Source organism: Fodinibius salsisoli, assembly GCF_026229185.1.
Lineage (GTDB): Bacteria > Bacteroidota > Rhodothermia > Balneolales > Balneolaceae > Fodinibius > Fodinibius salsisoli.
In genome coordinates this window covers 1-12,635 of sequence record NZ_JAGGJA010000016.1, presented here as the reverse complement: position 1 = coordinate 12,635, position 12,635 = coordinate 1, and the positions used below count along the sequence as shown (strand labels likewise).

Sequence of the window (12,635 nt, the reverse complement as noted above, 5' to 3'; positions counted from 1 at the left end):
AACTTATGGTCATTATAGTAGGGGCGGGCCCCATCGGCTTGGCAACCGCCATTGAGCTGCAACGTCGAAATATTCCATCCAAAATTATTGAACGCGGCTGTTTGGTTAACAGCATCTTTAACTATCCCAAAGATATGACGTTCTTCTCCACCTCCGAACGACTGGAGATTGGGGATGTGCCTTTCATTTCTCACAATTCCAAGCCCACACGCCGCGAAGCGCTTGAATATTATCGCCGGGCGGCAGAAAGCTACGATCTGGATATCCATCTTTATGAAGAGGTGCAGGCTATCAATGGTGAAGACAACAACTTTACTGTTCAGACCGATAAAAGTAGCTATGAAGCTTCTAAAGTAGTGGTTTCCACCGGATTTTATGACGTCCCAAAAATGATGAACGTCCCCGGTGAAGAACTACCCAAGGTGAAGCATTATTATGACGAAGCCCATGCCTACGCCTGGCAGGATGTTCTCATCATTGGCGGGGGAAATTCAGCCGTTGATGCGGCCCTCGAGACCTATCGATCTCATGCCAATGTCACACTCGTTGTGCGTAAGCCCCATATAAAAGAATCAGTCAAATACTGGGTAAAACCAGATATCGAAAATCGGATTAAGTATGAAGAAATTGACGCTTACTTCAATTCGGAAGTCACGCAGATTACCCCTCAGGAAGTCACCCTAAAAACACCTGAAGGCACAAAAACCATATCCAACGATTTTGTGCTTGCGATGACGGGCTATCAGCCCAACTTTGAGCTTATGACCCAATTCAATATTGCGCTTACCAATGATGCTAAACGGATGCCGATCTATGATGAACAGACGCTTGAGACCAATCGCGATGGCGTCTATGTAGCAGGGGTGGTGTGCGGCGGTATGGATACCAGCAGCCTCTTTATTGAAAATACGCGCATCCACGCCGAGCATATTGCCAATGATGTGGAGGATAAGCTCGTTATTGCCTGAGCAAAAATTGGGAGAGGGGTAAAAAAAGAGAGGGTAAGCAACCTACATCACGCCGCTACGACCTCCTACCGCTGCTACCTTCCGGTCCTGACGGAGTTGAGAGGGAGCTGGCTGCGTAGGGCCTACCCTCGAAGAGGTGAAGATACAATTTTACAGGGGTAAATGGCAAATGATTATCCAAATTATTTGACCAAGCCATCATATACTTGATTCCAATCTTAATGGAACAAATACATTCAAATACAGTAGTTAAATTGGATACTCTTGGGGAAATGGCGAGGGTGGGAAAATAAAAGTGGAGCTACGGGGACTTGAACCCCGGACCTCATGCATGCCATGCATGCGCTCTAGCCAACTGAGCTATAGCCCCAAGACGATTGCAAATATAAGTTGTTTTGGGAACTAATGCTAACATTTTAACAAGATGTCGTAAATCGATGGAAAATGAAGCTTCTATGTCAAAAAATATGGCAAATATTGTTTGCCTTTGATTCTATACAACGACATATTTACTACGTCTAAATTCTAAATTTTACATACAATTTTACCATGAAACGAGCTCTCAATATTTTTTTAATTTCATTTATGCTGGTGGGCGGATCGCTCGTCCAATATGGGTGTAGTTCAAGTGAAGAAACGACGCAACAAAATGTTGATACCGATGGCGATGGACTAACGGATGTCAAAGAAAAGTCACTGGGAACAGATCCCAACAATGCTGATAGTGATGATGACGGCCTGACCGATGGTGAGGAAGTAAACGAATATGATACCGATCCACTTAATGCTGATACGGACGGTGATGGCCTCTCTGATGGAGAGGAAGTCAATTCTTACAATACAGATCCTAATGAAGAGGATACTGACGGTGATGGCCTTTTAGACGGCGAAGAAGTGAATGAATACCGCACCGACCCCAATGCTACCGATACCGATGGCGATGGCATCAGCGACTTTGATGAGATAAATGAATATAACTCTGATCCGACCAATGCCGATACCGATGGCGATGGCTTTACGGATTCCCAAGAGCTGGAGCTGGGTACTGATTTAAATGACCCCAACGATCCTCCTTATCTTAGAAAAGAAGATGTGGATGCTGTAAACTTTGACTTTGACCGATCAAATATTGATCAGGCAGCTGCACGTATTCTCCGTGAAAACGTTAAAGCAATTATGGGAGCTGCTAAATTCCATATACGCGTCAACGGTTATACCGACCATGTTGGTGGTGACCAATACAACCTGCGACTGAGCCAGCGTCGTGCTGAAGAAGTTGCTCGCTTCTACATCAAAAATGGTGTAGCCGAAAGCCGACTTACGGTTCGAGGTTTAGGGAAGGCGCCCATTCCTTGTATGGATCAAACCCCGGAACAGGGTTGCCGCAAGAACCGACGTGTTGAATCGGTACCATTGAGTCCGTTTGATACCAAACCCGCAATGGATAACTCAGTTGATAACTAATACTTTAGTTTTTATCACTATGTTGAAAAGGCAGCCTCACACTGGGGGCTGCCTTTTTTATTAGATATAACCATATTCCTATGACGCCGGATATTTACTGCGCATATAATCCACCGATTCCTGAATTAACGCTTGTAATACCGATGAGTCAATATCCGAAAGACGCTTGATGTAAAGACAAGATTTACCGGTCTTGTGCTTTCCCAATTGATCTAACAGCTTTTCGTACCGGCTAAAGCCCGACATAATATACAGGCTGAATTTTTGTTTGCGCGGGGAAAAACCCGTTAAGAACCAGTCGCCCTCCCGACCACTCTCATATTGATAGTGATAACTTCCGAATCCCACGATGCTATCGCCCCACATTTGGGGTTCCTCTCCGGTAATGTGTCGCATCCATTCCAAAATTTGGAAACTATCCTCCCGCTTTTGCTTATTTTCTACCGCATCCAGAAACTGCTTAACACTTTCATCATTGGGTTGGGTCTTTAAGGCAGCCATAATTTCTCCTCATGCTAAGTTGAATTCTTGTAAGAAACTTTGCAAAGCCACCTCATCTTGTCATTCTGAACCTGCTGCGCCCCGAGCATTCGGGGTTTCAGAATCCCAGATACCTTCGGCAGTTTTTCAAAAGAGATCCTGAACTAAATTCAGGATGACAAGCCCGGTCTTGCAAAGCCTCCTTGTATCACTTTATTTAATAATGATAATAAAAAATTGGCAATGCCGTTGGATTGTATCTACTTTCTTGGTGGTAATTCAAGCTCTTAACTATATCAGTTTTTGATACGATATACCCGACATATCGGAATTTTTCTTCTAACCATTTTCACGGTATCGCTGGTGTTTCAATCTGGGGCCAAGGCTCATCATCTCTTCAACCTGGATAATAGCCATACGCATACCGAGCGGGGCACAGACTGCCACAAGAAAAGTTTGACCACAAGCGATGCCTCTCATGAGTCAGCCGAGTGGGCCCAGCCGCAGCCATCCCAAGAAAAAACGAAGACAACGGTTAATGTGCCCTGTCATACCAGCTTATACCTTATGCAACCTGCGGGCACTATTCTTTCTAATCCAACGGATGGCAATATATTTAGCAACCGGATTGTCTCCATCTTTCCCCAACTGTTTATAAGTCCTGCTTCCGATCCCCCGCAATATACTTCATAGTCTTGGGCAAGCCTGCTGCCTATTTTCCTATTCATATGATTGCAGTACAGCGTTAGCCCTACCATTCATTCAACTATCACAATACAACCAAGATCTTATTACCTTTACGACTATGAATATATCTATCCCATACGGAACTTTCGCTATTGCAATGGTCTCACTACTGCTGATAGCCTGCAGTCCATCGGAATCTAAACAAACCAATACGACTGCCCTATCGGTACCTGCAGATACCACCAAAGAGTATATGGATGCTCCTGATTTCACTCTCAACACCATGAGTGGCGACCCTTTCACTCTCTCGGATCATGAAGGAAAGGTAGTCGTTATTAACATCTGGGCTACCTGGTGTGCTCCCTGCCGCAAAGAAATTCCTGACTTCATGAAAATGCAGCGCGAGATGCGTGACCAGGGCGTGCTCTTTTTAGGAGTATCGATTGATGAAGAAGGCTGGGACGCCGTTCGCCCCTATGCCCAAAAGATGGACATCAACTATCCCGTTGTTGTAGACGACGGCTCTGTTTTTGATGGCTACGGCCCTTTCCGGCTTATCCCCACTTCTTATATCATCAATAAAAGAGGACAAGTAGAATACGTGGCCCCCGGCATGATGACGGAACGCAAGCTAAAACCTATCCTGGAAAAGCTGGCAAACCGTTAATCCTATTATAGATTCCACATATTATGAATACTGACCAATCTAAAAAGTCCAAAACGGGCTTAAAACGTACCATATTAGAGTGGATGGGCATCGGGGCTGTGTTGATTGTGCTTTATGCAACAGGCCTACATACCGAAGTAATTGGCACCATGCAGCGTGCCCTTTTGTGGACCGGACTCCTTGACGCAGAGACCCAAACCGTTAATACCACTGATGGACCTTTACTATCGGAGGCTACCTACAATCTGCCACTAACAAACAGTGACGGTGAAGAGCTCAGGCTTCAGCATTTTAAGGGCAAGGTACTTTTTATCAATATCTGGGCCTCATGGTGTCCGCCCTGTGTAGCTGAGATGCCCACTATCGAATCACTTTACACCGCAGTGCAGGATCATAAAAATATTGCCTTCCTGTTAATCTCCGTTGATGAGGACCAGAGTAAGGCAACCGCTTTTATGGAGGGCAAAGAATTCCCCATGCCCTATTATTTCCCTGATGCAGGGCTGCCCAGCATTTTCCAAAGTCCCTATATTCCGGCTACCTACGTAATCTCAAAAGGAGGAAAATTAGTTTATAAGAAGGAAGGGATTGCTGACTACAGCTCTGCCTCATTTCGTAACTGGATGATTCAGCTGAGTGAAAGAGAAATATAATCAAGGGTCTGGTGAAGCAAACTATTTAAAGAGGATCCTCTCGAAGCAGCTTCAGCAATGAGCTTCTTTATGTAGGACGGGCTGCCAGCCCGTCAGCGGGATTGGCAATCCGGCCTACACCTTTAAGTTGTCCAACCTATGAGTCTCTAACTATTCTAAGAGGCCTTTAAAATACTGACACATATTTCGACTACGCTTTGCTGCGCTCAATATGACGTCAGTCTGAGCGCAATGAGTCCCGGTTTTATATCGGTACAAATGAAGTCGAAGAGTGAATATTCGGTTTGGTAAAGCCTCCTCTAAGTAATCATCATAGGCTATGCTTCATTAAATCCAGCGGCGCACTTCAGCGTAGTATTTTTGGTATGGCGCTCCAAACTTTTGCTGAAGTGCCTGTTCTTCCGGGATAATCTGGAAAATATTCATATACCAGACGAAGAACGGCAGAACAATGATAGTCATCCAATTGCCGAAATAGAATATTCCGGAGAATAACATCAACAGCATGCCCAAATACATCGGATTGCGGGTATAACGGTAAATACCGGATTGGACAAGAGCAGTAGCTTTCTTCGGATGTTGTGGATGGGTGGTTGTTTCCTGCTTCCTAAACGTCCTGACACCTATAAAGGTTATCCCAAAGCCCAACAAAACGAGAACCACATATAGCCACCAGTTTATTTCGAATTTGAGAGATTCTATAACCAGCCATGCATCGATTAACCACATTAAGGCGGCGCAGAGCAACATTACGATTACCGGCGGTATCTTTAGTTTAAGTGACACTGGTTGATTTATTAGTTAATGGTTATTTGTTACTGGATGTTTTCTAACCTGCAGAGAAAACCTTTACAAAACCTCCTTTTTTTCCCGGCTATTTCAAGCGTCCACACTTGAAATAACTGTTTACAAGACCTTAGCAAAACCCCTAAAATCTAAGTTTGTCATTGCGAGTTGGCAACGCAACACCCAAATAAAAGCTATAAAAGGAGATTGCCACACTCTGTTCGCGATGACAGTTGGGTTTTGCAAAGCTTCCTATCACTCGCCCAGCCTCCAACTCAGGGTTCCCATTATCCAGCGGCCGGGCATCTCTGCTCCCAGGATATCCTGGTAACGGGCATCAAAGAGGTTATCAACCTGCACGCCCAGCTCCAGGTTTTGATAAATACGGTAACCTGCTTTGGCATTCCAAACGTTATAGCTGGATGACTTATACGCCCCGATGGCCTCCGCACGATCATCCTTGCGCTGTTTCCAGAGCCCTGTGAGTGTCACATCAAAACGACCTTTCTGCAAAGATACCATGCCGTTTAGCAGATGGCGGGCATAGTTGGATATATACTTTGACGCTACCTGCTCGTCATTATAAGAGTCGGTCAAGGTGTAGCTCAATTTATGGTGGAGCATCCAGCTTGAGCCCAGGTTTTTAGTCGCCGATACTTTTGCCTCCAGTCCAGCCATACGAACACTACTCAAATTGTTGGCATAGAGGTAATCGGTATCCGGCTCCAGGTTCGCATCATTTTGAATGTTGTTGGAATTTGTTAGTACATAGTCAATCAGGTTGGATGATTCCCGCAAAAATCCGGTTGCTGAAAATTTTACATTTTGTGCAGGAAACCAATCAAACCCGGCTTCGCCCGACCACGACCGTTCCGCTTTTAGCCAGGGGTTGCCAAGGTTACGTCCACCTGCTAATGGTCCCTCTAAGTTGGTTGAAATATAACGTTCAGTATAGCTGGCTGATCGAATACTTCTACCCCCCGAGGCGCGTAATACCCAGCTTCCCAGATCGTAGGAAGCACTCAGTTGAGGCATCAGCTCGGTATCATAATTCTGATCATGATCGAGGCGCAGGCTCCCGGTCAGCGTCAACGGGTTGGTAGGCTGCCACTGCAGCATGGTAAAGCCGGCGTAGTGCCAGTCGTTATGCCGGCCACGATCGTTACTGCGGATAAAGCGATTGGAGGTCTGCGCGCCGTAGGTCCATCCCCACTGGTCAGAAAGCTCCCGGTACTGATAGAGCTGCACGTTAAAAAAGTTTGTTATATGATGATTCGCCGGCGATCCCGGGCTGAAGACATAATCATCGATATTGTGCTTAAAGGAGCCTTCCAGCGTTGTTCGGGTATCTTTTGCTTCTTTGGTGATCCGCAGCTGATTCCACCAGGCTCTTACATGATCGGTGGCCTCGTCATAGGGACTGGCGGTGTAGAAATACCGGGCGTTATAGTCCCGATTATCATAAGCCGTTCGGGCCGCCAAATCCCAGCCCTCTCCCAGTTGGAATCCGGCCGAAAGGGACGCATTACCGATGTTAAAGCGATTTTTATAGTCACCTCCGAGCGACTGTCCCGGCGTTTTAAACCACATGCCGCCACCGCCAATTCGGTAGTCATCGCCATAGTGCGAGAAACCTCCCTGCCCCATTTTAAGATCATACTGCCCGTATCCTGCCTTCAGATGTGCCTTCGTCTGCTGCTGTCCTTTACGCTGGCCAAAGCTTCGGGTAATAATGTTGATTACTCCGCCTACCGCATCAGCACCATACTGGGCCGCCGCCGGCCCGTGCAACACTTCTATACGGTTTATTTCTGAGGGTGCAACCGGAATATTGGAGCTAAAGTGAGCCGTCAAGGGGTCGTTGATGCGCATCCCATCGACCATCACCAGCACTTGTGAAAACGTACTGCCCCGAATACTAAAATCGGACTGGGTTCCAAAAGCACCGCGCGACTGTACTTCAATACCCGACACATAGCGCAGCACCTCATCCGCCGTTCGGGCAGGCAGGTTCCGGATCGTCTGAGCTGGAATGACCGTAATATTACGTCCCGTTACGGCGGCCGTCTGCGGAATGCGACTCGATGAAACCACTACCTCTTTGGATACAACCAGTGTATCAAGCATGTCAACCCTTTGCTCTTGCGCCTGCAGTCCCGTTGCTCCCAAAACCAAGAGCAAGGCACATATTACAGTTGTTCGAATCCCAGAGGTTACCGTATTACCTTGGATGTTTGTGAGTACGCGACGAAAAGAAATCATACAACATTATAACTTATTACCATTTATTTCCGGGACTTTCAAAGTCCGCGGGAAAATATCATGATTTCAACCGCAAAGAAAGTTTTTAATACCCCTATCTGTAGTACGGAAATTCATTTCCACATTTATATTTCCTGGCATGAACAAACTCTCTGCTCTTATAAGGACAAACTCTTCATCCTTATAAGGGCAAACATCTTATCCTTATAACTATAAGCACTATATAGTTACAGGATACTCTAAACCCCATTTTTCAGATTAATTATCGGTAGGTTGGCCCTTCGTTATTCTATTTTTTTGTGGCATACCGATGAGTCTGCCCCTGTCGGGGGAAAAGGGCTCTCAAGTGTTGGTATGAGCAGTTCCAGGGTAAGAAGTTACTGCCTCTAGCACATTTGAGACTTACATGAAATAGTCCAGGAAGAATTATTAGCTAACATGCTGCCAACATATACTCAACCATTTTAGATGTTGGCAACACATCAGCTCACGTACTACTTCTGCTTCATGCATTTAACTATTTGATCTGCCCACGAACTTCTCCGCCAGGATTTTGCTCGGTATGGACGTTAACATAGGTTCTTCCTGCTTTCATCTCTTCTAACAGAATATCCAGCGATTGTCCTGCAAGAGATCCGACAAGATCATCCGCAGTAATAGTACCTTCCGCCAATATACCCTGGGTCCTTCCCTCAATTAGTTGGGGAGGCGGTGCTGAAGGGTAGAGCCAAACCACCACGCCCCCATTTTCACCAGCCGGGGCATTATGGATATGAGCCATTAATACATTCTCGATATTGGCTACTATTAATTTATAGTGAATGGAAGTACCATCATTACTCACTTTAAATATCGCCTGGCCCTGGGCATTCGTTTCAACAGCGGGAACCTCATTTTCGCCCTTGAGGTGAGTCCGGAAATTATGCTGTACGGAACCATCCCACCCATTGCCGACACCTTTCATTTTTTGAAGGCCTTCAATTTGTTGTTGCTCAGACTGTTCCGTGCTGACCGATTGATCCTCACACGCATATGCCATAATCATGAGTACTGAAAGCAATCCTATAAACCATCCTCTGTCTATCTTCATAATAATCCCTCTTCTATTTTTCATTTGAGTTAAAGCGCACATTTTTTTCATCTTTTCGATGACATGATGTGCATACTATGGCAGGTTTCTAACCTTATACCCTCTCTCTTATCTATTTAAGGAAAGTTTAGAGGTCAATTGTTATAATCCCTGCTTACCTTCCTATACAAGAATTTGGGACAAAAGGTTGCCTCCGGATATAAAAACATAGTTTTTAATGACGCCGGCATTCAGTACGGACTAACGCAAACGAATTCTGGCAGCCAGATACTCCTCTCTTGGGTAGTCCAGCCCTTACCGGGCCAGACTATGAATCCTATACAATAAACAAGAGGCTACCCCCTATTTGACCTGTTGGGACAAGAATTCCACCAGGGAGGTAAACTCTTCGTACGAGAGTGCATTGGCCAATCCGCCCGGCATCATAGACATTTCCAGCTCCTTACGGCTTTCGATATTGGCTTTCTCAATCGTGGTCGCCTGCCCGGCAATATTCCGAATCTCCAGCTCCTCCGCGGTCTCCCGGGTCACAAATCCGGTATAACTTCTGTTGTCATCCGTGCTAATTTGCACCGTCGCAAATCCCTGGGAGATCGACGCATTGGGTTTTAAGATGGATTCGGCGATTTGCTGCCGGTTCATAATGCCGCCGATCTGCCCGAGGAATGGTCCTTTTTGGACTCCTTCCTGACTGAGCGTATGGCAGGCCTGGCACCCCTGCTGGATAAACAGCTCTTTGCCCTTTTGGGCGTCCCCATCCAGCTGCTCCAGGGCCAGCATCACATCTTCAATAGATGCTTCGCCCACCTGGCCTTCCTTATTCTTGATGGCTTCCAGATCTACCTGCGGGGCTTCTTCTTTGGGCGCTTCGGCTTCAGTGCCTCCGAACTGATCGATCCCCAGCCGGTATTTGCTGTTAAGCCCGGCGAACAGTTGTTGCTCGCTTTCCGTACGGCTTTGCCATTCCTTGACTAAAAAGTCTCGAATCAAAAGCGTGGACTCCCAGTCAATTCCTTTGTAGTACGGACCATGAGTATCGGGACGTGTGCTCCACCACCAAGAGCCGTCATAAGGCTCCTCTTTGTGATATATACGTGCCAAATTGTGCAACAGCTGGTTTTTAAATCCGGCATCTTCGCTGTTATTGTACAGGGTAATCAGGCGCCGGGGGACTTCCGGCTCGTGAATGTATCGCAGCGCCCACAGGGCCAACTCGTTTTGCTCCTGCTCGACTGCGTCCAGGAGCGCATCGGTGTCGCCAATCTCTACCAGGGCTTTCACCGCCACGTGGGGTGGAATAATATCGGAATTCGGGGTTGCATGCGGACCTTCGGTGCCCGCCTCGGGCGCCTGGAAAGAGGACGGCACCTCTATTTTCAGCAGCTCATCTGTGGCCTCTGCGCGGCCGAGCCGGCCTAATCCCACAATGGCAGCAATTTTTACCCGGTCCGAGGGACTCCCGAGCGCCGACAGGAAGGGTTCAATAGGTACGGCATCAATATAAGGCTTACGGTCGGCCAGTGCCCGCAGGGCAAATTCTTTCACTTCATCATCTCCCGTCAGCTGTACCAGGTTATTGATTCCCTCTTTGCCGGTAAGCTGTGAGTACGTAAAGAGGCCGGCTACCCGTACATCGGTAGGTAACTCTTCATTCTCTGCGATCCTTAAGGCTGCTGTTTCGGCCTCACCGGACGGTCGCTGCAATAATTCATACTGAGCAGCCAGCCGGGCTTTGGCGCTTCCGGATTGCAGGTATTCGGCCAGCTCACTGACAGAGGCTTCCTGCAGGTTTGGAAAGGGCTCGGGGTCCAGCGCTTCCGGAACGGCACGTACCGTAAACCCTTTGGTGGAATTGCCCGAATATCCGGCCCCGTCCCAGGCGGACAGGTACATAATGCCCGAACCATCCACATCCAGGTCAGTGATCTGCGGAAGTTGAATAAATTCTTCTGACTCTTGGGTAAAGCTCCCCTGGTCGGCAGTTACATGGTGCATATACAGGTAGCTGCGTCCCCAGTCGGCCATCAGCGGGACATGGTTGTACTTGGCCGGCCAGCGGTCATCATCCATATAGAGCGCGCCGGTGCCCGATCCCCCGCCTACATCTACCAGGGCCGGTATCGTTTCTTCCGTAAAATGCTTGAACAAGATGGGATAGCCGTACTCCCCGGTCTGTATGTGATCGGCAAACCGCACGTTCCATCCGCCGCCGTCATTGGTATTGCCCCGCGTAAAGATATTCATGTAGGGATCGATGGCTACATCATAAATATTGCGCAACCCATGGGTATAGACTTCCATTTCGGTACCGTCCGGGCGTACCCGGAGCACGCCGCCACCGAGCATCGTCAGGGTGGTGCCATCGCGCCCGGTAGCCTCGTGAAAGCCAAAGTCCCCCACCGCGATATAGATCCATCCGTCAATACCCATCCGGATACCGTTTGTGGCGTGGTCGGTTCCCCTGCTGCGCAGGTAGTTCGGATTGCTGATATCCTCAATTAACGGCTGCGAAGGCCCGTCGGCCACGCCATCCTGATCTTTATCTTCAAATACGACCAGGTCCATACCCGAAGCCTTCCCGGTCTCCTCCGAAAAAGTAGTATGCAGCACAAACACCTGATCCCCCATCGCTAGTATGCCGCGGGGATTATCGACCCTGGCAAATTCCGTGTGGCGGTCCATGACCCCATCTTGGTTGCAGTCGGTCAGCCGCTGGATGGAGCCCTTGCCGGGATCTTTACCCAGTGAACCCTGCATATCCACGCCGACAAAGACTTCTCCGGTGGATTTTACCGCCAGGGCGGCGGGACTGGGCGTCACATCCGGACCTGAGAAGGCCGTGATATCCAGATCCTCCGGCCAGTCCATCTGTTCGGAAAGGGAGTCGGTCAGCGCCACAAGCGAAGAGTCGGGGGTTTCTTGGGGAGTACAAGGTGGTGGAGTTTCTTGCTGACAATTTTGTAAAAATATTGCAGCTAATAGTACAAAAAGGATCCGGCGCATCATCATTTCTTAACTTATTCTTTATTGTTTAAGCGGTTGGCTTGTAAGAAGTCCCATTAGTTATAACCACCCGTACATTTTGTAAGTTTTATTAGTATTCAAAAGATTCTGAAAGACTTATTAGGACATAAATTATATTCAATGGAAGAAAGCTCTTTTAATAGAGTAAAACAACCTAAGGATTGTTGGTTATATGAGACGCACACGTTTTGGAAAACGTTGCGCTAATTAGAGCTGTTAAGGTTAACAATTAGCAGCTTTCTTTTTCTGCTTGATTAATAAGAGACATCCGATAAGGGGTTCTACTCTTTTTAACTTTATTTTCTAAAATCCAATAGACTAGAGAAGTATTAATCTACGGTGCTATTATTATAGGGTACGATATTTTTAGCAATACCAAACACTCAACGAAAGAACTGGTCTCTCTGGGCATTCTGTTTTCCTTTAATGGAATTGCTACAAAAAAATGGACAGTACGTTAAGCCAGATCATGCTGCCCGTTCTTGTTGTTGGGTTAAATACTCTTGCATTTCCGCCGGTGTGCGGTAGTCCAGCGTTGAATGCAAGCGCTGGCG

At 47.2% G+C, this 12,635-nt stretch carries 10 protein-coding genes, 1 tRNA gene and 1 other RNA gene; 5 read left to right on the top strand and 7 right to left on the bottom strand.

The genetic code is table 11. The features are described from left to right. Nucleotides 1-5 precede the first annotated feature (5 nt). Nucleotides 6-968, top strand: coding sequence for a YpdA family putative bacillithiol disulfide reductase (locus tag J6I44_RS17595; RefSeq protein ID WP_265767496.1), 963 nt, complete (start codon nt 6-8; stop codon nt 966-968). A 28-nt stretch (nt 969-996) separates the two neighbouring features. Here the strand turns inward: J6I44_RS17595 and ffs are convergent. Further along, nucleotides 997-1,096: signal recognition particle sRNA small type (gene ffs / locus J6I44_RS17590), an RNA gene on the bottom strand. Between the two features lie 168 nt (nt 1,097-1,264). After that, a tRNA-Ala gene (locus J6I44_RS17585) sits at nt 1,265-1,338 on the bottom strand. A gap of 179 nt (nt 1,339-1,517) precedes the next feature. On the opposite strand from J6I44_RS17585, the gene J6I44_RS17580 reads away from it, so the two are divergent. Continuing rightward, nucleotides 1,518-2,432: an OmpA family protein gene (locus tag J6I44_RS17580; protein WP_265767495.1), complete on the top strand. Its 915-nt coding sequence runs from the start codon at nt 1,518-1,520 to the stop codon at nt 2,430-2,432. Nucleotides 2,433-2,510: 78 nt separating this feature from the next. Here J6I44_RS17580 and J6I44_RS17575 read toward each other — a convergent pair whose 3' ends face one another. Then, complete coding sequence (locus J6I44_RS17575; protein ID WP_265767494.1) at nt 2,511-2,933, bottom strand: DUF1801 domain-containing protein; 423 nt, start codon at nt 2,931-2,933, stop codon at nt 2,511-2,513. 282 nt (nt 2,934-3,215) lie between these two features. Between J6I44_RS17575 and J6I44_RS17570 the strand changes: the two genes are divergently transcribed. From J6I44_RS17570 to J6I44_RS17560, 3 genes are all read left to right on the top strand, one after another. Then, the gene (locus tag J6I44_RS17570; protein ID WP_265767493.1) at nt 3,216-3,605 is read left to right on the top strand and encodes a hypothetical protein; all 390 of its coding nucleotides are present in this window, start codon (nt 3,216-3,218) and stop codon (nt 3,603-3,605) included. Nucleotides 3,606-3,717: 112 nt separating this feature from the next. Further along, a complete protein-coding gene (locus J6I44_RS17565; RefSeq protein ID WP_265767492.1) occupies nt 3,718-4,266 on the top strand; it encodes a TlpA disulfide reductase family protein in 549 nt (182 codons plus the stop codon). Nucleotides 4,267-4,289: 23 nt separating this feature from the next. Then, entirely contained in the window at nt 4,290-4,919 is a 630-nt protein-coding gene (locus J6I44_RS17560) for a TlpA family protein disulfide reductase (RefSeq protein ID WP_265767491.1), read from the top strand. Nucleotides 4,920-5,246: 327 nt separating this feature from the next. Here the strand turns inward: J6I44_RS17560 and J6I44_RS17555 are convergent, their stop codons facing one another. The 4 genes from J6I44_RS17555 to J6I44_RS17540 form a co-directional block, all read right to left on the bottom strand. Then, nucleotides 5,247-5,705: a methyltransferase family protein gene (locus J6I44_RS17555; protein ID WP_265767490.1), complete on the bottom strand. Its 459-nt coding sequence runs from the start codon at nt 5,703-5,705 to the stop codon at nt 5,247-5,249. Nucleotides 5,706-5,960: 255 nt separating this feature from the next. Beyond that, nucleotides 5,961-7,967, bottom strand: coding sequence for a TonB-dependent receptor plug domain-containing protein (locus tag J6I44_RS17550; protein WP_265767489.1), 2,007 nt, complete (start codon nt 7,965-7,967; stop codon nt 5,961-5,963). Between the two features lie 517 nt (nt 7,968-8,484). Further along, nucleotides 8,485-9,057 carry a CHRD domain-containing protein gene (locus J6I44_RS17545; protein ID WP_265767488.1) on the bottom strand — a complete coding sequence of 191 codons (573 nt, stop codon included), beginning with the start codon at nt 9,055-9,057 and terminating at the stop codon, nt 8,485-8,487. 342 nt (nt 9,058-9,399) lie between these two features. Then, a complete protein-coding gene (locus tag J6I44_RS17540; RefSeq protein WP_434084239.1) occupies nt 9,400-12,060 on the bottom strand; it encodes a DUF7133 domain-containing protein in 2,661 nt (886 codons plus the stop codon). Between the last annotated feature and the right edge of the window lie 575 nt (nt 12,061-12,635).